Source organism: Pseudomonas sp. GGS8 (assembly GCF_024168645.1).
In the GTDB taxonomy this organism is placed as follows: Bacteria; Pseudomonadota; Gammaproteobacteria; order Pseudomonadales; family Pseudomonadaceae; genus Aquipseudomonas.
Genome location: NZ_JALJWF010000001.1, coordinates 5,010,332 through 5,030,704 on the forward strand (window position 1 = coordinate 5,010,332; position 20,373 = coordinate 5,030,704).

Annotated in this window: 19 protein-coding genes and 1 pseudogene; 11 read left to right on the forward strand and 9 right to left on the reverse strand. The window is 59.4% G+C overall.

Annotated features, from left to right (window positions below; genetic code table 11):
• Nucleotides 1–71: 71 nt before the first annotated feature.
• On the reverse strand, nt 72–734 hold the full coding sequence (locus tag J3D54_RS22450) for an NADPH-dependent F420 reductase (RefSeq protein WP_253422760.1): 663 nt from the start codon (nt 732–734) through the stop codon (nt 72–74).
• Between the two features lie 100 nt (nt 735–834).
• Between J3D54_RS22450 and J3D54_RS22455 the strand changes: the two genes are divergently transcribed.
• The gene (locus J3D54_RS22455) at nt 835–1,731 is read left to right on the forward strand and encodes a LysR family transcriptional regulator (RefSeq protein WP_253422763.1); all 897 of its coding nucleotides are present in this window, start codon (nt 835–837) and stop codon (nt 1,729–1,731) included.
• Between the two features lie 200 nt (nt 1,732–1,931).
• On the opposite strand, the gene J3D54_RS22460 is transcribed toward J3D54_RS22455, so the two are convergent.
• The gene (locus J3D54_RS22460; protein WP_253422766.1) at nt 1,932–3,485 is read right to left on the reverse strand and encodes an MFS transporter; all 1,554 of its coding nucleotides are present in this window, start codon (nt 3,483–3,485) and stop codon (nt 1,932–1,934) included.
• 143 nt (nt 3,486–3,628) lie between these two features.
• Here J3D54_RS22460 and J3D54_RS22465 point away from each other — a divergent pair, with 143 nt between their 5' ends.
• From J3D54_RS22465 to J3D54_RS22485, 5 genes and pseudogenes are all read left to right on the forward strand, one after another.
• Nucleotides 3,629–4,552 carry a LysR family transcriptional regulator gene (locus J3D54_RS22465; protein WP_253422769.1) on the forward strand — a complete coding sequence of 308 codons (924 nt, stop codon included), beginning with the start codon at nt 3,629–3,631 and terminating at the stop codon, nt 4,550–4,552.
• Between the two features lie 369 nt (nt 4,553–4,921).
• Nucleotides 4,922–5,239, forward strand: a pseudogene (locus J3D54_RS22470) (SDR family oxidoreductase); the annotation flags it as partial.
• A 15-nt stretch (nt 5,240–5,254) separates the two neighbouring features.
• Nucleotides 5,255–5,488, forward strand: a complete 234-nt coding sequence (locus J3D54_RS22475; RefSeq protein WP_253422772.1) for an NAD(P)-binding domain-containing protein — start codon at nt 5,255–5,257, stop codon at nt 5,486–5,488.
• Between the two features lie 490 nt (nt 5,489–5,978).
• Complete coding sequence (locus tag J3D54_RS22480; protein WP_253422775.1) at nt 5,979–6,407, forward strand: nuclear transport factor 2 family protein; 429 nt, start codon at nt 5,979–5,981, stop codon at nt 6,405–6,407.
• 47 nt (nt 6,408–6,454) lie between these two features.
• On the forward strand, nt 6,455–6,871 hold the full coding sequence (locus tag J3D54_RS22485; RefSeq protein ID WP_253422778.1) for a nuclear transport factor 2 family protein: 417 nt from the start codon (nt 6,455–6,457) through the stop codon (nt 6,869–6,871).
• A 167-nt stretch (nt 6,872–7,038) separates the two neighbouring features.
• Here the strand turns inward: J3D54_RS22485 and J3D54_RS22490 are convergent, their stop codons facing one another.
• Complete coding sequence (locus tag J3D54_RS22490) at nt 7,039–7,491, reverse strand: helix-turn-helix domain-containing protein (RefSeq protein ID WP_018930255.1); 453 nt, start codon at nt 7,489–7,491, stop codon at nt 7,039–7,041.
• Between the two features lie 159 nt (nt 7,492–7,650).
• On the opposite strand from J3D54_RS22490, the gene J3D54_RS22495 reads away from it, so the two are divergent.
• The 4 genes from J3D54_RS22495 to J3D54_RS22510 all read left to right on the forward strand — a co-directional run bounded on the left by J3D54_RS22495 (nt 7,651) and on the right by J3D54_RS22510 (nt 10,540).
• Nucleotides 7,651–8,286, forward strand: a complete 636-nt coding sequence (locus J3D54_RS22495) for an NADPH-dependent F420 reductase (protein WP_253422781.1) — start codon at nt 7,651–7,653, stop codon at nt 8,284–8,286.
• Nucleotides 8,287–8,334: 48 nt separating this feature from the next.
• Nucleotides 8,335–9,300 (forward strand): SDR family oxidoreductase, encoded by a 966-nt coding sequence (locus J3D54_RS22500; protein ID WP_253422784.1) that lies wholly within the window; start codon nt 8,335–8,337, stop codon nt 9,298–9,300.
• A gap of 114 nt (nt 9,301–9,414) precedes the next feature.
• The gene (locus J3D54_RS22505) at nt 9,415–10,035 is read left to right on the forward strand and encodes an NADPH-dependent F420 reductase (RefSeq protein WP_253422787.1); all 621 of its coding nucleotides are present in this window, start codon (nt 9,415–9,417) and stop codon (nt 10,033–10,035) included.
• An 88-nt stretch (nt 10,036–10,123) separates the two neighbouring features.
• The gene (locus tag J3D54_RS22510; protein WP_253422790.1) at nt 10,124–10,540 is read left to right on the forward strand and encodes a nuclear transport factor 2 family protein; all 417 of its coding nucleotides are present in this window, start codon (nt 10,124–10,126) and stop codon (nt 10,538–10,540) included.
• Between the two features lie 187 nt (nt 10,541–10,727).
• On the opposite strand, the gene J3D54_RS22515 is transcribed toward J3D54_RS22510, so the two are convergent.
• Together J3D54_RS22515 and J3D54_RS22520 are read right to left on the reverse strand one after the other, a co-directional pair.
• Complete coding sequence (locus J3D54_RS22515; protein ID WP_253422793.1) at nt 10,728–13,208, reverse strand: hypothetical protein; 2,481 nt, start codon at nt 13,206–13,208, stop codon at nt 10,728–10,730.
• Nucleotides 13,209–13,339: 131 nt separating this feature from the next.
• A complete protein-coding gene (locus tag J3D54_RS22520; protein WP_253422796.1) occupies nt 13,340–13,954 on the reverse strand; it encodes an FMN-dependent NADH-azoreductase in 615 nt (204 codons plus the stop codon).
• A 139-nt stretch (nt 13,955–14,093) separates the two neighbouring features.
• Here J3D54_RS22520 and J3D54_RS22525 point away from each other — a divergent pair, with 139 nt between their 5' ends.
• A complete protein-coding gene (locus tag J3D54_RS22525) occupies nt 14,094–14,993 on the forward strand; it encodes a LysR family transcriptional regulator (protein ID WP_253422799.1) in 900 nt (299 codons plus the stop codon).
• Between the two features lie 32 nt (nt 14,994–15,025).
• Here J3D54_RS22525 and J3D54_RS22530 read toward each other — a convergent pair whose 3' ends face one another.
• The 4 genes from J3D54_RS22530 to J3D54_RS22545 form a co-directional block, all read right to left on the reverse strand.
• Nucleotides 15,026–16,138: an alkene reductase gene (locus tag J3D54_RS22530; RefSeq protein ID WP_253422802.1), complete on the reverse strand. Its 1,113-nt coding sequence runs from the start codon at nt 16,136–16,138 to the stop codon at nt 15,026–15,028.
• A gap of 150 nt (nt 16,139–16,288) precedes the next feature.
• Nucleotides 16,289–18,526: a molybdopterin cofactor-binding domain-containing protein gene (locus J3D54_RS22535; protein WP_253422804.1), complete on the reverse strand. Its 2,238-nt coding sequence runs from the start codon at nt 18,524–18,526 to the stop codon at nt 16,289–16,291.
• Nucleotides 18,523–18,996 (reverse strand): (2Fe-2S)-binding protein, encoded by a 474-nt coding sequence (locus J3D54_RS22540; protein WP_253422806.1) that lies wholly within the window; start codon nt 18,994–18,996, stop codon nt 18,523–18,525. Before J3D54_RS22540 ends, J3D54_RS22535 begins: the two co-directional genes overlap by 4 nt.
• The gene (locus tag J3D54_RS22545) at nt 18,993–20,288 is read right to left on the reverse strand and encodes a cytochrome c (RefSeq protein WP_367399626.1); all 1,296 of its coding nucleotides are present in this window, start codon (nt 20,286–20,288) and stop codon (nt 18,993–18,995) included. The genes J3D54_RS22540 and J3D54_RS22545 overlap by 4 nt, the downstream gene beginning before the upstream one ends.
• Between the last annotated feature and the right edge of the window lie 85 nt (nt 20,289–20,373).

Here is a 20,373-nt window from a genome sequence, read left to right on the forward strand (position 1 = left end):
AGTCGACCTAAAGCTGACATTATCCTCAGTCAGCTCCAAGTCTTCTCTCGATCCAGTGGTTTGTGGGCTATTCAGCGGCGCCACGACCCCTCGGGCAATTCTATCTGCCGATGCGCCGCAGCCAAGGCAGCCTTCAGCCCCTCTTTATCCAGTGGTATGCAGTAGGCGGGTTTCGCCCGTTCGAATCGCCAGCTTTCATCAATACTGCCCGCATCTACCGCGTCGAATCCAATCTCGTCCAGCAACGTGATCACCAGCGCTTTCGCCGCCGGATCATCCGCAGCGATCGGCAGTGCGCGTCGGTCGGGCGCTGCTTTCGGGCGCGAGTCTTGCGTCAGGTCCTGGGCGAGGATGGCATTGAACACCTTGACCACGCTGGAGTGGGGCAGATGCTCGGCGAGCAGGCGGCTGGTGGTGGTTTCGAATCGGTCGAGAGCGGCAATGTGACCGTCGCGTTCCGGGTAGTAATTATTGGCATCCAGCACGGTTTTAGCCTCTAGCCACTTGGCCGGCACGCTTCGGTAATGCGCAAGAGGAATGGCCACAAGCACCACTTCGCCAAATTGTGCTGCCTCCTCGACAGTGCCGACCTGACTGCCAGGAATGCCGCTAAGCACGCTGCTCATGGTCTGAGGCCCACGTGAGTTGCTGAGCATCGCCTCGTGTCCCGCCGTGATGACCAATTGCGCCACTGCACGTGCGATGAAACCTGCCCCAATAATGCCGATACGCATGTCCTTGCTCCGCTGGTTAGTAAGAAGAAACCATGATGATTGCCAACCAATGACAGATAAATAATCATCGGCTACTTAGTCTCGTTACCAGGAGTGTTGAATGATGGATCGTCTGACGAGCATGGGGGCGTTTGTGATGGCAGCGGAATCCGGTTCCTATGCCAGTGCTGCCGAGCGATTGGGCCTGTCGCCGCAGATGGTGGCCAAGCATGTTGCCGCGCTTGAGCAGCGGCTAGGTGCGCGGTTGCTGAACCGTACCACTCGACGCCAGAGCCTGACTGAGTTGGGCAGCGCTTACTACGAACGCTGTAAGCACATTTTGAGCGAGGCTCAGGCTGCCGACTCCCTTGCGCAGATCATGAACGACACCCCGCGCGGCAAACTGAAAATCAGCGCTCCCGTAACGTTCGGCTCCTATAGCCTCATGCCCTTTGTGACGGAGTTTTTGCGTCAACACCCGGAAGTCGAAATCGATCTGCATTTGACCGATCGCTTTGTCGATCTGGTGGAGGAGGGTTATGAAGTGACTTTCAGAATTGGCCCGTTGACCGCGTCCAGTTTGACCGCCAGGCCGTTGGCGCCTTATCGGTTGGTAGCCTGTGCGGCACCGAGCTATCTGACCGACCGCGGAGTGCCGCAAATACCGGATGATCTGAAGAACCATGAGTGTCTGGGGTATGCCTATTGGTCCCGGCCGGCCGACCGCGAATGGGTGTTCTGCAAAGGCTGCGCAGTTGAACGGGTACAAGTCGTTAGTCGATTGCAGGTCAACGAGAGCAAAGCACTGCTGTCGGCAGCGCTGGACGGGTTCGGGATTGTCCTTGGTCCCGAAGACTTTCTGGAGCCCGCGTTGCGCAGCGGCGAGTTAGTCCGACTGTTAACTGATTACGAAGCACCGAGCCGACAAATGCATTTGCTCTACACGGCCAATCGTCAGAGAACAGCCAAACTCCGACGATTTATCGATGCTGCGCTCGCCCGCTTTGGTGCTCCTTGAGCAGGCTTTTGAGTTGTCTCAGCCGCATTGACCTGTGATTGATCTCGGTCGCAGGCTACTGCTTCATTGACTGGCTGCTTCTGGCAGCTTCTGGCTCAGGCTATGTGAAAACGTTTTAGAGCAGGTTTGACACTCAGGACTGGAACGAAAATCGTGCTCTTAAGCAAATTCCCGGCCTGCTGATGGCTCCAAAGCGCCTTTCAGGTACCCGATGAGAGACGGACGACATCGGGCGCGGATTCAGCGCCGACTTCGCTTTGGCGTCCCAGGAATAGAAAGACCACGGCGGCAGTGAACAGCGTGAACATCGCCAGTAGTTGCAACAAGGTGTTGAATCCTGCGGTATAGGCCGAGCGCAGCATCGTCAACGGGATTTGGCTGGCGTCGGTGCTCGCGTGCTGGATATCACCCATCACCAGGCGTTGCGCGATAGTTGAATAGTCAACAGCGGACAGTTTGACCGAGTCACTGATGCTCAGATGGTGTGCGACCAGGGCCGTCAGCACCGCCACAGTGATTGCCAGGGCGACACCTTCGCTGGCCACCCGCGTCGTGTTGAAAATACCAGCGGCCATCCCCGCCCGTTCCTTGGGGATCACGCTGATCGACAAACCATCCATCAAGCCCCAGGGCAGGCCTGTACCAATACCGGTCAGCAGCATGGCCGCGATGATCTGCGCGTGCGTGCCGACCGGGATCGTACTCAGCCAGTAGAGCCCGGCCGCTGCGATCACGAAGCCGATGGCGCAGAGTCCGCCCGCCGACAACCAGCGAGTTAGCGACGCGGCAATGATCGGGACAATCAGCATCGGGGCAGAGAGTGCCAACATCATCAGCCCCGCTTCAAAGGCACTGGCCCCTTCCACGCCGATAAACCGAAACGGCAGCAATACGATCAAGACGATGTAGCAATAGCAGGTGCCGATCGGCAGGATCTGTACACCGACAAAGCGCGGAAACAGCAATAGCCCCAGTTCCAGCATCGGATGTTTTGCCCGATTTTCAACCATGATAAACAGCAGCAAAAAGACCGCCGACGCGCCAAGCAGCGCATGGATGACCGGCGAGCTCCAGCCTTGCTCAGGTGCCAGGATCACCGCCGTGGTAAACGTGATCAACAGGCCGGAAAACGTCAGCACGCCGGGCGTATCCAGACGTTGTGCTTGCGGGTCGCGGCTTTCGCGCATTTTCGGCAGGGCAAATATCAAAGAAAGGATGGCGATCAGGGCGGTGCAAAGAAAAATTGCGCGCCAGCCCATGTACTCGATCAGCAACCCCGATAACAACGGACCGAAGGCCAGGCCAACCCCGAAAGTGGTGCCCAGAAGGCTGAATGCACGCGTCCTGGCATGTCCATCAAACTCCTGTGCCAATGCCGCCGATCCGCTGGCCAGGGCTGCCGCCGCGGCAATGCCCTGCACGCCACGCAACAAGTCCAGCCAGAAAATATCGGGAACCACCGCCAACAGGGTCGACACCAGTGCAAACAACACCATGCCGCACATGAACAGGCGCTTGCGTCCGTAGAGGTCCGCGAGGGTACCGGTCGCCATTAGCAGGCTGCCGAAGCTGAGCATGAAGGCATTGGTGATCCAGGCCAATTCCGTGGGCAGGGCATCAAAAGTTTGACCAATGAACGGCGTGGCCACTGTCCCGCCGGTAAAACTCATGGGCAATACCAAGGCTGCCAGGCAAATTGCAGCCAAGATGGAGTGCCGGCCCTGGGCCGGCAGCGGTTCGGTGGCTGAGTTCATTAAGTCATTCCCTGCATGTCTATGAAGTATCCGTGCTGTCCAGGCCGAGGCGCGCGATCGTTCGCACACTCTAGTTAGGATACAATCGAAGATAAACGGGCTTTTATTCCACTTATAGTGAACCAAAAGGATGTAATCGATTTGTGGACAGTCTTAGTGGAGTGATCTCATTCGTAAAAACCGCCGAGGCGCTCAGTTTCATCAGCGCCGCCAGGGCGTTGGGGATTTCTGCCTCGGCCGTGGGCAAAAACGTCGCCAAACTTGAGGCTTCGCTGAATGTGCGGTTATTGCACCGCAGCACCCGCAAAGTCAGCCTGACTGCGGAGGGACAGTTGTTCTATGAACGCTGCCGCAAGATCCTCGACGATCTTCAAGATGCCCGGGCGATGCTTTCCCATGCCACACAGGAACCCCGTGGAAAGTTACGCGTCAGTTTGCCCACCATCGGTTATCGCTTTCTCTTGCCCCATATGGCGCGGTTTCGCAAAGCCTACCCGGAGATTGAGCTGGAGCTGGACTTCAACGACCAATTGGTGGATGTGATCGATGAAGGCTTTGACGTGGTGATTCGCAGCGGTGGGCTGGCCGACTCCAAGCTGATGGCACGCAAGCTGGGGCCTTTTAAGTTTGTCCTGTGCGCATCGCCTGACTATTTGCAGCGTAAAGGACGGCCCGTCACTATCAGTGACCTGGAGCATCACGAGTGCTTGCGTTACCGATTTGTCACGACGGGTAAAATAATGGACTGGAGTATGTCTTCGGCCCCCCAGTTCACGCAGTTGCGCCTGCCAACCGCTCTGACATTGAACAACATGGAAGCCATGCTGATGGCTGTGGTGGATGGGCACGGTATCGCATTTGTCCCGGACTTCCTGGCGCGCGAAGCTATCGCCCAGGGGCGCCTGGAAACGGTGCTCGACGGCCACAGCGAAGATCAAGGTCAGTTCTGGGCGTTGTGGCCGTCCAGTCGCCATCTTTCACCGAAGATCCGTGTATTCGTGGACTTTGCCGCCGAGCATCTGTTTGCTGTCCCTTCCGTCGACAGACCAACTGTAACTCGCTCATGAAGCCGGTAATCGCTGACCGTTCGTTGTGGGTCGATTCTGTTGAAAAAGTCGGATTCAGCTGGCCTGAGCTCAGGCACGGCTACCAGCAGAGAACCTGCTCACCACATTGAGTGGTTTTTCGGCCCTTCGTTGACCTTTACTGCTCGGTTATTGGTGAGTTTGAGGTTTTTTGCTTGGTGCAGGCGCACCTGCCGCCCTCCCTCGAATGCGGAGGGCGTCCGACTCAACGGTTCTTCAGCATCCTGCTAGGGAAAAGTGTTGCGCTTGGCGAAGATGCTTGCCATTTCCGCCGCGTTCTCGGTTCCCCAGTTGCATAGCGGGACGATCGCGTCAGCCAGGCTGCGGCCGAGCAGGGTCAGCGTGTAGTCCCCCAATGCCCGTGCGGTGAAGGGCTCGGTCTCCGACCTGGCCGAGCGCGGAACCCTCGACATCGTCTTCGCCAATGCCGGGGCGGGAAGCCAGCTTGCGCTCGGCAAAATCACCGCCGAGCACATTGACGAAACCTTCGACACCAACGTGAAGGGGACGATCTTCACAGTCCAGAAGGCGCTGCCGCTGATGGGGCAGGGCGGTTCGATCATCCTGACCGGTTCGAGCGCTCGCCGTCGACGGCGGCCTGGCGCAAATCTGACTCGCCACGCCCGGCCGGTAACTCCATCGATATTTGGAACCCGCAGGGCGTGGTAAATCCAAGGAGAATATATGAGCTACGCAATTATCGGCTTCGGCAATATCGGCCAGGCCCTGGCCAAGGCCTTTGCCCGCAAAGGCATCGAAGTATCCGTTGCAACCACGCGCGACCCGGGAAGCTTTGCATCCGCCACGGCCGCGATTGGACCCCAGATCATTCCCAAAACACTGGCGGAAGCCGTCAAGGCGGACATCGTCTTTTTGGCGGTTCGTTTCGAGTCGCACCCGGATGTCGCGAAGGCGTAGCCGACCTGGAAGGGCAAGACCATCATCGATGTGACCAACGCCTATGGCGTGTCTCCTGAGGAACTGGGAGGTCAGCCTTCTTCCAAGGTCATCGCGCAGGCCTTCACGGGTGGAAGACTGGTTAAGGGCTTCAACCATTTGGTTGCTGGCGTCCTTGAGCAAGACTCCTGGCGAGTGACGATGATGGCGCCGCAGCGGAAGTCGGTGTGCTTGCAGAGAGTCTCGGTTTCTCGCCGATCAAACTGGGCGGCCTTTCGGAAGGTGGACTGCTTGTGCAGGCGCGCGGAAATAGCTGGGGTCAACTAATCTTCAAGGATTTGGTCAAGTTCGACTGATGAAACGTGATCGCAAATTTTGATGCGATCCTGCCTCGTGGACAAAGGGCCGCCACTGTTTGACTGAAGCGAGGGCGACGCCGGCTTCAGGTCCTCGCTGATAGGTCCACAATTTATACGATTGGATAAGTGCCCAATAATGAAGAAGAGGATCGATGATGCTTAATAATGAAAGAATAATCAGAGAACTCTGCGCCGCCGCGGAAGGCCAAGGAACGGATATCGAGAAGTTTGTCTCCATGTTCTCTGAGGAAGGATACATGTGGGATATGGCATCCGGCATGAAATTTCGCGGGAAGGCCATTGGTGAGTCTATCGCGGCTCTGGTGAGTGCATTCCCCGATGTCCACCGTGAGATATTTAACATCCACGTCGCGGGAGACGTCGTCGCTGTCGAACTCGCGATTCGGGGAACGCACAAAGGTGATCTGGCTCTTGCTTCGGGGACTCTAGCTCCCACGGGTAAGACGATAGATGTTCCGTCCTGCGATGTTTTCCACCTCGAGGGAGGGAAGGTCACATCTTTCCACTGCTATAACGAGGCTTCCACAATGCAACAACAACTTGGCCTCGTCCCCGGCTGAATGACCGACACTACGCGATCCGATGTAAGAGCAGTGGAGAGGTCTTTATGAGCATTCAAGAGAATATTCAGATTGTGAAAGACTTTTTTGCAGCAATGGGCGGTGGCGATAGGCACAGTCTGCTGGCGTTGTCTGCCGAAGATATCGAGTGGATCATTCCGGGAGAGGACTGGCCGCTGGCTGGCACGTATCGCGGGCACGCGGGATTGGCAGACGTGCTTCAGAAGGCTTCGGCAGAGATGGAAATTTCATCCCCGGAACCCCCCGAGTTCGTAGCGCAGGGAGACCGGGTTCTGGTAGTCGGCTTTGCCACGGGGAAAGTCAAAGCCACGAACAGGACGTTTGAGGACTATTTTGTCTTCGCCATCACTGTTCGCAATGGCAAGCTGACGAACATCCGGGAGTACGTCGACACGCAAGCACTGGCGCGGGCCTCAAAGATGGTCGCGAGCTCCAGGCCCTAAGTGCCGAGACAGCCCACAAAGGGTAGATGCATTGATCTTGGGCCTGGCGCCACTCGACGTTGCCTTGGCTGCGTTGGTGCAGAGTCTTGTCCTCCCTCAAGCGTCCCGCAGCCAGCGGTATGTGCATCTGGTTTGTGCGCCGTGACAGGGCGCGTTCGCCGCCTTGTTCATCCCCCGCTCTCAGGAAAGAGGCACCCGCCATTGCGGACCAGCGCCTTCACTTCCTCGCTCACCTGCATGGGGTTTTGACTTAATCGAGCAACTAAATCCTCGTGGCGCCGCACGTACGACTTCGAATCATGCTTCGCGCTCCAGAGCACAATGTTGATCACGATGGGAATGAGGTCCAGGCCCTTCTCGGTCAACGTGTAAAAGTCCTTGCGTCTGTCGTCGGGGCTGGGCGCCTTCGAGAGAACGCCTTGCTCCTCAAGAAAGGCAAGTCGGGAAGCAAGAACATTGGTCGCGATTCCTTCTTCCGATTTCAGAAACTGGCCATACGTCTTCTTTCCAACAAAAACGATGTCGCGAATGATCAAGAGCGACCACCGGTCGCCGAAAATCTCCACGCCGTAGTTCACCGCGCAATGGGATCGAAAGTCTTCTTTAAGAGTTGTCTTCATGGCTGGATCTTAGCATTGCTTGCATCTCACAAGTAAAACTCTATAGATCACTTGCGTTTTGCAAGTAAAACGGCCAGCATGGATCGCACGTTGAATGAGTTCTCCGGATGGTGTCGGTAGTCCTTGAATGATCAACCCATATCTGTAAGGAAACTGCGCATGAGCACTATCAGCATCATCGGCTCAGGTGGCATGGCCGCAGCGATCGGCGGCCTTGCCGCCAAAGCCGGACACACCGTCGAGGTGATGAGTCGTGACGCCGCCAAGGCGCGGGCGCTGGCCGAGCAGATCGGAACCGGAGCGACGACAGGAATGTTCGGCGCCGCGCCGGCCGGGGATATTGTCATCCTGGCGGTTCCCTATTCAGCCGTTCTCGACGTGGTGAAGCAGTACGGCGAAGAATTGGCAGGCAAGCTTCTTGTCGACATCACCAACCCCGTCGCCCCCGACTTCACAAGCTTTGTGACCCCTGAGAATAGTTTCGGCGCGCAGGAAATCGCCAAAGCAGCCCCAGCCGACGCCGAAGTCATCAAGGCGTTCAACACCCACTTCTCCCACGTCCTGGCTGCCGGTCCTGTCGAGGGCCACCCGTTGGACGTATTCGTCGCTGGAGACGACGCGCAGGCGAAGGCACGCGTCTCGGCATTCATCGAGAGCCTCGGATTACGCCCGATGGACATCGGGCCGCTGCTCATGGCGCGAACGCTGGAGCACGCCTGTCTGCTTTCGCTGGGCCTCATCGCCCACTCCGTCAAGCACACCCACTTCTCAATCGGCGTCAGCCTTCTCGGCTGAGTGCACCCGTAGCACCATTTTTTCATCTCACTTACAAGGAACACCAACATGCGCGTTTTCGTTACTGGCGGGACCGGCCATTCCGGTCCCTACATCATCTCCGACCTCATCGCCGCCGGCCACGAGGTCACCGCTTTGGCCCGGTCGGACAGTGCGGCGCAGGCGATCACCGCGCTCGGCGCAAAGGTGCGTCGCGGTGATCTCGATGATCTCGAGGGGCTCAAGGAGGCGGCTGCAGCCGCCGACGGCGTGATCCACGTCGCGCACAGACAAGACCTGCTTCCGGTCGGCGGGATCGACGCTGTTGCCGCAGCGGAGGTCCAGATCATGCTCGCATACGGTGATGCACTGGCTGGAACGGGAAAGCCGCTGGTCGTGTCGGGAAGCATCGGTTCGCCGACTAACGAGGGTTGGCCGGTTCCTGGGCCGCTCCAGAGCCGACCGGCGACCGAGGAGGATCCGGCTCTTTCTCCGGCTGGCGATCAATATAAGGGCTCGCTGCGGGTTCGGAACATCGTGGAGATGACTGTAGTCGGTCTCGCAGAGCGGGGCGTGCGGTCTTCGGTCGTGCGTATTTCTGAAATCATGCACAGCTCAACCGACAAGGCCGGTTTCCTTCAGGTCCTCATCGGGCAAGCAAAGGAAAAGGGCGTCGTTGGCTTCCCCGGCGACGGCTCCAACCGGTGGGCGGCAGTGCATGCCCGCGACCTCGCTACCTTGTTCCGCCTGGCGCTGGAGAAGAGTCCCGCTGGCAGATCCTGGCATGCGGTTGCTGAAGGGGCTATCCCGTACCGCGAGATCGCGGAGGCCATTGGCAGCCGTCTGAACCTTCCCGTCGTGCCCATTCCTGTGGACGTAATGATGGGGCCGGGTTTCTTCGGCTTCCTCGCGAACCTGGTGACGCTGGATACCCCGGCGTCGAACGATATCACGCGCCAGATGCTCGGCTGGACACCAACGCAGCCCGGCCTGTTTGCCGATATGGACAATGGCCATTACTTCCCTGCCGCCTGAGTGAGCTGAGGCTGTTCGCCGGGTCGCAACGAGCCCGGCACAACACGGGATACCAACCGGGGGAAGCCCGTTCAGAGATTGCGGGCAATACCCCAACTCATTTGGAGATTACACATGAACACTATCAGCATCATCGGTTCAGGAGGCATGGCCGCGGCCATCGCCGGTCGTACCGTCAAAGCTGGATACACCGTTGAGGTGGCCAGCCGCGACCCCGCCAAGGCGCAGGCGCTGGCCGACAAGCTCGCAGCCGGAGCGACCACAGGGACGTACGGGGCCACTCCGGCCGGCGACATCGTCATCCTCGCCGTGCCGTACACCGGTGCGGCGTCGGTGGTGGCCGAGTACGGGGACGCGCTTGACGACAAGGTGATCATCGACATCACCAACACGGCCTCTCCGGACCTCTCGGGCCTCGTCTCTCCCGCCGGCAGTTCTGGTGCACAGGAGATCGCCAAGATCGCCCCCGCCAGCGCGCATGTCGTGAAGGCATTCAACACCCTTTTCGGCCACGTCCTTGCCAAGGGAGGCCCCCTCGACGCGTTCATCGCCGCCGACGATCCGGAGGCCAAGGCGCGCGTCTCGACGTTCATCGAAAGTCTCGGGCTGCGTCCGTTGGATGTCGGTGGCCTGCACATGGCCCAGACGCTCGAGGCGCTCGGCCTGATGATGATCGGCCTGGCCAAAAACGGCGCCGGCACTTGGGACATCGCCATGAACGTCGATATCGGCTGAATTACCGACACCATGCCCCTCACCGGCAGGTCCACAAGGTATCTGATTAGAGCGGGCGCGATCAGATGTGAGAGACGGAGAGATTTCGATGAACACACAAAAGAATGTCCAGGCTGTTAAGAACTTCTTTACAGCAATGGGCCGCAGCGATAGGCAAGATCTACTGGCGCTGACTTCCGAAGATATTGAATGGATCATTCCGGGCGAGGACTGGCCGCTGGCCGGCACGTATCGCGGGCACGCGGGATTGGCAGATCTGCTTCAGAAGGCTTCCGAAAAGATGGAGACATCAGTCATGGAGTTCCACGAATACGTGGCGCAGGGTGACCTGGTTCTGGTCGTCGGCTTCGCCAGGGGGAGAATCAAAGCCACGAATAGGACGTGGGAGGACGACTGGGTCTTCGCCATTACTGTGCGAAATGGAAAACTGACGAGCATCCGGGAGTATATCGATACGCAAGCCCTGGCGCGGGCCTGCGAGATGGACGCGGGCTCCAGGCCCTGACCCATCGAGATCGGAGCGTGGCGCAGGAACACCACGCACTGGCTTGAGAATAGAGGAACGATGGCGGCGGTGGCGGTCTCGGTCGATATTGTCAGGCAAGAGTCAGCTCAGGCCCTACATCTAACGTGACTCAACCGAACGTGCCTCAGTTTTTCGCGCGCCATGCCGGCGCCAGTGACAAAACTGACTAGCGCCAATGGCGTAAAGCCGATGTATCCAATGCTTGCCACGCTTGGGAATGACAAAGTTGATCCTTCGTCAGCCAGAGTCCTGCGTGCGGGCACAGGGACTCGGTGGGGAGTGCCAGCAGGTCGCTCACCTTCATCACGCTGATTGAGCCCCGGTCTTTTTCATCCTCGGCTTCCCAGTCGCGCAGAAATAGACGCACCTTCAAGGCATCGGCACTGAAACCTTCGAACTGTGGTCGATTGTGGAGCCACTGAGGTGAATGCCTCAAGGTTCGCTCCTGGATATCCAACAGCAAGATCTGCCATGCCAGGCGACCTCCGTGGTCATCGTCGATGTGGGTATGAAGTCGAGTCAGCGCGAGATAACGTGCATCCTCGGACCAGATCATCGAGGGCGCGAGATCGCTGATGGCGCAACCAGACGCCGTCAGCAAATACCCGCCCAGGCGTGGGCTCTGGACGCGTAGCCAACTGTCGGCGTATTCGGTTTCACACCCGAACAGCCAAGCGGCATCTTTATCCATCGGTGCTGGCTGGACAAAGTTTCCATCGGCGATTGCAGACTGTGGCTGTGTAACCAGGCGCCAATCGGGGAGGACGCTCAGGCCTTGTTGGCTGACATCCAGCTCACACCACTCGTAGTAAAGCCGCGAGTCCTGTCGATGCTGACAAAATTCAGCGGCATCGTCCGCCTCGGGTGGCGATTGATCAAAGCGCTGCAATGGACTGCTTTGCCGATCCTGATCCAGGCGACCTCGAATCACTGCCAGGCTCAGTCTCGGCCCACGAAAGTCCAACAATCGTGCGACCAACAGAGGAGGGCTGTTCATCAATTGTCGTTCCTGTGCGTCGACCACCACCACATGACCTGCTGTGGCGGGCGGCAGGGTGAATGGGATCAATGCGATGTAACGTCCAGTGTCTGAAACTCGATGATCGAGTAGCCAAACGCCCGGTAACTCCCAACCCCCAATCCTGCAGGTATACCCCCCGAGCCCCTGGCTGTTGTCTTGCTGCCAGCTAAATTGAGCCCGCGTATCACCCGTCAATGGTGCCGACTCGACCATCGTCGCGCCTCGCTGTCCATCACCCACCAGCGGCACGGCCAACCGCACGCGAGTCAGGTGCCGCTGCGCAACCTGCACCCGGCCGTTCGGATCATGGCCCACCTGAGACTCACAGTCGCTGTGTACGCTGTACAAGCCATAACCATAGCGACCGCGATCAGGCTGTGGGTAGTCGAGGTAGGAGGATAGCCGCAGGGAGTGGTCATCCAGCTCTCGGGGTTCGCTCCAACCCACAGAGGGTTCACTGTCGGCGGATCGCCACGGGCAAGGCAATGCTTGCCAGCCGCGGTCTACGTGCCAGAGCCAGTATTCGAGGGCTTGCGGTTGCTCATCATCCATCCGTGCATGGCAAGCGAACGAGCGACTATCGTGATTCCAGATGATTGAGGTATCGGCCCTGATCAGCAACGAAGTGGACTCACCGTTTATGCTCACGCGGTATTCCGGGCTCATCAGCGGGGCGCAAGGCTGTGGCAATTCGCGCAGGCTGGCCGGCAGCGCCAGACAGGCGTCCAAACGTTGCTGACCATCCGGGGACGTTTGCCGGAAGGTTTCGAGCGCAAGGTTTTTTTGCCAGGCACCAGGCTCAACCCAAAGGTCAACAACGGGCACCAGGCTGATCTTTTCAGCCGTCGTCAGCAGTTGCTCCAGGCTGATCTCCCGTGCGCCGTTGTCGACCAGAGGGCTGTAACGCCCACTCAGGGTGCCGTCGTTAAAGGCATCCAGTTCCCAAAATTCATCACACGAGCACTGGTAAAGCTGACGCAACTGTCGATCCAGAATCACCAACCCCCAGGCTTGGCGCGAGGGTAAAGGCGCGGCGAAATAACGCCCGTCATTCGAGAAGCGAGCCGACGACCCAAGGCCCTGCAACAGCACCCCATCGGGAAACAGGTAATCGCACAGAACGGGCCCGCCCATGGCGATTTCGCTGTAGTTGAATACCCTGATGGGCTCGCCCTCGGGTGTTTGTCGCGGTTCGTCCCCACCCCAGGCACTGGCGCCGCCTGAAGACTGCCCCGGCGATAGCGGTGACGACTTGGCCTGCGTTTTATCGACCAGGCCAAAACGTCTTTCCAGGTGACTGACGCAAGCCAGTCCGCAGAACATCACGGTCGCTGCCCCTGCAATGTCCCAGTACGCCGGCAAAGCCCTGCCCAGATTAAAACCCAGGCCTATTGCCGCAGAGGTCATGACCCGGGCAGCCCCTCGACCGGTTCGTTGCCAACCGGCCCGTGCTGTCAGCCACATCAAGGCAGCACAACCCAGTACCACACCGAGCGCCCACAGCAGCGGTAATACCGCCACGAGAAAAATCGGGATCAACAGTACGGCGATTTGCCAAAGTAGATCGAGCAACAATCGAGGCAGGCTTTTTTCGTCAGCATGTTGATCAGAAGAGTGGGTCACCATTACCTCGATAATAGATGGGCGATTTCAAATAGGCGGGTTTGTGCAAAAGAGTCATGCTAAGTCACTAACGATCAGCCTGATCGACGCAAAGCCCAATACATTGGCACTTATTGAATCTGGCGGCTCGAATTCTAAACCAACGACTCTTGAATTTGATGATCAAATGTAGCGAGGAAATCGCGCATGCTGATTTCTCCCAGATCTACCGCTTTAGCGCCGCCGGCCGCAATAAAGGTCACCTCAGTAATACCCAGGATGTTCAGGATCAGTTTCAAATATTGGGTCGCAATGTCACGGTCTCTAATCGGGGAGTCGTTGCTGTATACACCTCCCGAGGCGAGCAGCACCGTCGCCTTTTTACCGGTCACCAGCCCTTTACCATCAAAGCCCAAGGTCAGGCCTTTACGTACTACGTGATCCACCCACGCCTTGAGCGCCGCAGGGACGTTATAGTTGTAGACCGGCGTTGAAATAACCAGGTGATCGGTTTCCAGCAACTCGGCCGTAAGCTCATCGGATAGCTGCAACACGGCTTTCATTTCAGGCGAATGTTGGGTTTCAGGGGTGAAGTAAGCCTGTAACCAAGGGGCCGTCACGTACGTAAGCGCAGTGTCCGTTAGATCCCGTATTTTGATGGCGCCCCCAGGGTGTGCAGTTTCCCATGCGGCCACAAATCGGCGAGTGAGCTGCCGGGAGATTGAAGCCTCGCCACGTGGGCTGGTTTCAATGGTGAGAAGCCTGGACATAAAAGTAACTCCTGCGCGGTGAGGCGGCGGTATGGTTTGCGTTGTCGCTTTAGGCGATGTGCGACACACTCTACCCAATGCGATCTCTACGCAGGAGTGATGTAAATATGATTGAGTCCATCTGTTTAAGTGATGGGTCATGATCGGAAATCTCAGCCTGGATCAGTTGCGGATTCTTGTAACCATTGCTGATACAGGCAGTTTCTCGGCAACGGGACGTCACCTGCGGCGTGCTCAATCCGCCATTAGCCAGTCGATTGCCACACTTGAGTCAGTTCAAGGTGTGAGGCTGTTTGATCGCAGCGGCCATCGTCCAACGCTCACTGAGGTAGGTAGAGTGCTGGTGGTTCAAGCGCGCGCGGTGCTGGCAAGCGCTGCCCAGTTTGAAGCTATGGCCGCAAGTACCGCATCAGGGGTTGAGCCAGAGTTGGCTATCGCCATAGACCCTTTAGTCCCTAGCGCACCGCTCATCGAAAGCCTGCGCGCTCTCCGTGAGGCTTTTCCGCATCTGGCAGTGAGTTTTTCTACAGAAGGCTTGGGTGGCGCAGAGCGCCGATTGCGCAACGACGACGCCGCGCTGGCGCTTTGCACATTGATTCCGACAGTGCCCGACGATGTCATCGCACTGCCGCTGCTCAGCGTCGACTTGAGGCCAGTAGTCGCCAGCGGGCATCCCCTGGCTATGTTAGGCCGTCGAGCAACAAGTGCAGACCTCAAGCCTTTTGTGCAGCTGGTACTTTCCGATCCGGTTTCTCCCGACGGCCCTGGCTATGGGGTGACGAGCAGTCACCCATGGCGGTTTGTAGATTTGGCACGGCGGCTGGATTTTTTGCTCGCCGGGTTCGGTTGGTGTCGAATGCCAGAGCATCTGATTGCGGATCATCTGGCTTCAGGACGCCTCCTGCCGCTTGAGTTAACCGCCGAACTTCAGCGCACACCAGACACACTGACGATCTACGCAGCGCACATGCAAAATCGCTCTTTAGGCAAAGCAGGCCGATGGCTTCTGAATGATCTGACCCGTCGTCTGTGCAGGTGATGATACGAAGACGACGAACGTCAGCGGCAACGTCAGGAGTGCACCGGGTAATCCACGTATCCACGCTGATCGCCACCAAAGAAGGTGCTCGGGTCCGGCGTATTGAGCGACAACCCGTCGCGAATTCGCCGTGGCAGGTCAGGGTTGGCCAGAAACGGTCTGCCGAACGCGATGATGTCCGCACGGCCGTCGATCAACGCCTGTTCCGCCGTCTCGGGGTCGTAGCCTCCGGCGATCATCAGCACGCCGTCCCACGCGGCACGCAGTTGGCCGATGATTGCATCCCAGCGCGGATCGAAGTTCTCGTCCTTGACGGTGCCGACGACGGCAGGCTCGACGAGGTGCAGGTAGGCCAGATTCCAGTGGTTCAACGAACGTACGATATGGCCGAACGTCGCTTGCGGCGTCTCATCGCCCATGCCCATGAAGCGTCCCATTGGAGTGAGGCGTACGCCCACGCGCTCTGCGCCAACTTCGTCGACGACCGCAGCAACCACTTCCAATAACAGGCGCGCGCGGTTTTCCAGGCTGCCGCCGTAGCTATCCTCGCGCTGGTTACTGTTGCTGTTGATGAATTGATCCAACAGATAGCCGTTGCCGGCGTGAATTTCCACGCCATCCATCCCGGCATTCAGCGCATTGCGTGCGGCCCGGCGGTAGTCGCTGATGATGTCAGCGATCTCCGAGGTTTCCAGTGCACGCGGAACCGGCACATCGCCCCACACACCGTTGCCATCCGCGTCGACGATGAACGTCTTGCCCGGTACGGGTAATGCGCTCGGGGCCACCGGAAGGGCGTTGCCGGGCTGAAAGCTTGGGTGCGACACGCGGCCCACGTGCCAGAGTTGCATGAAGATCAAACCGCCGGCCTCGTGCACTTGGCTGCTGACTTCACGCCAGGCCTGTACCTGCTCATCACTGTAGATTCCTGGGGTCCAGGCATAGCCCTGGCCCTGTCGGGAGATCTGGGTCGCCTCGGTGATGATCAACGCGGCGCTTGCACGCTGGCGGTAATACTCGGCGTTCATGGCCGTCGGGATATCGCCCGGTTGCCCGGCACGCGAGCGTGTCAACGGCGCCATCGCCACCCGGTGCGGGAGTGTGTACGGCCCCAATGCGATGGGTTGGAACAGTGGCTGTGTCATAGAATTTCTCCAGGTTTCGAAAAGAGGAAGCAGGGCGGCGATGGACGTTTGGCCAAGCACCGTATGGCCGTAAGTTAATCTGCTGCATGCCGCTTGATAATCCGCAAAAGCCTCTACGCAGCATTGCGTGAAACGCAACGCTGCGCAGGGTCAGGACGGCTGCTCCGAGCGGGTCAGAGGAAGGTTCAGCCAGCGCCGGCCGGTAGCGTTCGCCACGGCGTTGCCGAGGGCGGCGGCCATCGGCCCCTGGACGATTTCGGCGGCGCCGAGAAACGGTTGACCCGGCTGGTCGAGCAGGTGAACGTCGACCTTTTTCGGCACCTGAGAAAAGCGCAGGATCGGGTAACCACTCCAGTCGTAGCTGCGTATGCCTCCGGCGTCATAGGCGACTTTTTCATACAGCGTCCAACTGGTGGACTGCACGATTCCGCCTTCCACCTGGTTGCGCAGGCCATCGGGATTGACGATTTGCCCGACGTCTACCGCCGTGACGACGTGATCGACCTGCACCTCGCCGGTCTGCGGATGCACGCGCAAGCGCACCGCGATCGCGCAATAGCCCATGATGTTTTTGTAGCGGGCAAACGCGAAGCCGATGCCCGCGCCAGGCTCGCTGCTTTTTTGCGACCAGCCGATGGCGTCGCGCACGCGCTCCACCACGGCCCGTGCCCGGGGATCTGCCAGATGGGCAAGGCGCAAGGCAACCGGATCGCTCCCGGCCTTGGCGGCAAGCTCATCGATGCAAGCCTCGATCGCGAAGATGTTGATGTGCGCGCCCAGCGAGCGCATGGCTGAGGTGCGAAACGGCATCTCAGTGACGAAGTTCATGTTGATGCGCGTCGATGCCAGCGTGTACAGCGGCACGGCATTGCGATCGCCATCGCCTTCAGGTTGAGCGATGGGCACCGAGGGCGCGGAGGTGAACGGCCGAGCCAGTAGTCGCGCCGGCAACAACCGACCTGCATTGACGATGCGTTCGTTGTGCGGCGTGGTCCACAGTTCATAGTTCCAGTCCTGCAATCGACCTTGCGCATCAAGGTTGGCCTGCACTTCGGTCACCATCGCCGAGCTGTAGGGTTCCCAGAGATTTTCCTGCTCGCGCATCCACTGCACCCGCACCGGCGTGCCCGGTATTCGCATGGCAATCAACGCCGCGTCGGCCGCCGCATCGTCTGCGCCGTTGTGGCCGTAACAACCGGACCCTTCGGTGTGGATGCAGCGAACGCGGTCGGCAGGTAGCCGCAGCATTTCGGCGATCCCGGCGCGCAGCGGATACACGCCTTGGGTGTGGGTCCAGACGGTGAGGGAGCCGTCCTTGAACCAGGCCACGGCGCAGGAGGGGCCGATGGATCCGTGCATCAGGTATTGCTTGGTTACGCGCGCGCGATAGCTGCTGTCGGTCGCGACCTGTGGCGTGCCCTCATGGCTGATCGGATAGCGGCGTGACGGCAGGCGTTCGAGCAGTGTGTGGATGTCCCGTGACTCGGGTATGGCTTGCCCGCCGCTCCAGCGCGCCAATTCATATCCGCTGCGCATGGCTTTGATCGCTTGCCATTCATCACGCGCCACCACGGCAAGGTAATTGCCGTCGCGAATCACCTGTACAACTCCCGGCAACGTTTTGATCGACTCCGCGTCGAAGGCTTCCAGCGTGCAGCCGGGACGAGGAGGGCGAATGACCCGAGCGTGCAGCATGCCCGGCAGACGAATGTCCTGAACAAATGCGGGGCCGCCGCTGACTTTTGCCGGAATATCCAGCCGTTGCAGCGAATGACCGATCAGCTTGAAGCCGGTCGCTGGCATTGCCGGCGATTCGGACTTGGCATAGAGGTGCAGATCGACGTTTTTGACGGCGTCAGCGTAGGACATTCGTTGTCCGGCAAGGCCGTGAATGACGCCTTCCTGCGTCCTCAACAGTGGCGGTGCTACCTCCCAGCTGCGCCCGGCCGACTGCAGCAGTAACTCACGCACCTGCGCCGCCGCGTTGAACAACGCGGTGCCGCTGTCGAAAATGCTGTGGCTGCCGGCGGTGTAGCCTTCGTTGGGCGTCAGAGCGGTGTCGGCCGTCAGCAGGTTGATCGCCGTCGGGGAAACCTCCAGACGTTCGGCGGCAATTTGCAGCAAGGCTGTTTTAACGCCAGTGCCCAATTCGACCTTGCCGGTGTAGACGGTGATGCCTTCAGGGCCCACGCGGATCCACGCATCGAGGTAGGGGTTGGTGCGCAGGCTGCCGGGCAAATCAGGCGCCAGCACCACCGTGCCGAGGGTATCCACTTCGGTGTCGGCCCATGCACGACGCGCCGTCGGCACCAGGGTAAACGCTACCAGCAACGCGCCCCCACGCAAGAACGCCCGGCGACTGTGGTCGACTTTTTGCTCCACTGTCATGTCGCGCTCCCGTTTTGCCCGGCCACCAGGCTGATGGCCTCGATAATCCGCAGATGGGTGCCGCAACGACACAGGTTGCCTGCCATGTGCTCGCGAATGGTCTGTTCGTCCGGGTGCGGATTGCTTTCCAGCAATGACTGCGCGCGCATCAACATGCCGGCGATGCAGTAGCCGCATTGAGCCGCTTGTTTGTCGATAAAGGCTTTTTGCAAAGGGCCGGGACGTTCGGCCGTGCCGAGGCTTTCAACCGTTCGAACCTTCTTGCCTTCAAGGCCCGCGCAGGGCGTCACGCAAGAAAAGACAGGCTTGTCATCGACGATGACCGTACAGGCGCCGCACTGCCCCAAACCACACCCGTACTTGGCGCCGTTCAGCCCCAAGTGATTGCGCAGCGCGTAGAGCAGCGGCATGTCAGGTTCCAGCTCCAAGGCGTGGGCCGAGCCGTTGACGTTCAGCGTGACTTGGGTCATTTCGTCTCCTGACGGATCGCTTCAATAGTGGAAGAAAGCTCTGCCCAGGGTTGGTCAGGTCTGGCTTGCTGGCGCAGGTAGGACGCCAGGGCTGTGAGTTGAACGTTGTCCAGGCTGGCGGCAAATGGCGGCATGACCGGTCCGGGCACGCCCGGCGTTGCCGGCACGCCTTCGAGCACGGTTTTCAGGAAGTTGCGTGCGCTCGTGGCTTGCAGCGCCGACGTGCGATCCAGCCCCGGACGCCCGTCGATCTCGCGCATCGGCGCCGCAGGGGCATGACAACCGGCGCAGGCACTGGCGAACAGCAGGGCGCCGCTGGTCTGGTCGTAGGTCTCAACGCTCGCAGCGCCGCGTTGGGTTTCGGTGACTGCCGCCTTGGTTTTCAGGCTCAGCAAATACTCGGCAATCGCCTCGGCGTCACTGACCGGCAAGCGGGCCAGACTGAGGCTGACCGGGCGCATTGGGCCGGCGGCTGTGCCGTGCCTGTCTACCACTTCTGCCCGCAGATAGCCGACCAATTGCTCGCTGCTCCACGCGTTTGCGCGACGGGCCATGCCGAGCAGCGAAGGCGCCTCCCAGCCATCCACAACACCGCCCGCGAGGCTTTCGCCGGACTTCTCGGCACCGATCAGGTTCAACGGTGAATGGCAGCCCGCGCAGTGGCCGGGCCCTTCAACCAGATAACGCCCGCGATTCCACGCATCAGATTGCTGCGCCACAGGCGTCAGCGGCTTTGCATGCAAGAACAGCAGATTCCAGAACGACACCAGCGGCCGGATGTTCATCGGGAAATTCATGCGGTTTTGCATGGCCGGCGAGTTCACGGCAGGGCCGCTCATCAAATACGCATACGCGTCGGCAATGTCGCCTTCAGTCATGCGGCGGTAGTGAACGTACGGGAAGGCGGGGTACAGGAAGTGGCCATCGCGGGAGATCCCCTCACGCATCGCCCGCTCGAACGCCGGCAGTGACCATTGGCCAATACCGGTCTGCGGGTCGGGTGTGATGTTGGTGCTGTAGAGCGTGCCGAACGGCGTCACCAGCGCCAGTCCCCCCGCCATGTATTGACCGCCGGGGCGCGTATGGCACACCGCACAATCGCCAGCCTCGACGACCCGCGCACCGCGCTGCAATTGCGCGGAATCGAACGTTCGCGGGCGCTCAATGGGCGCTATTGCCGGGCGCCACATCAGCATCGCCGCACCGATTGCACCAATCGTGGCGAGGACGGCTGCGCTGATCCAGAGGGGGCTGGATCTCAGGACGTTGCCCTTCATGAGGATTTGAAGCACGAGAGACGCGCGGTGCGCATTGATGAGGGATTCGGGATCATGAACAGCTCCTTGAGCATCCGGGGGAAGGGCGCTGATGGAGAGC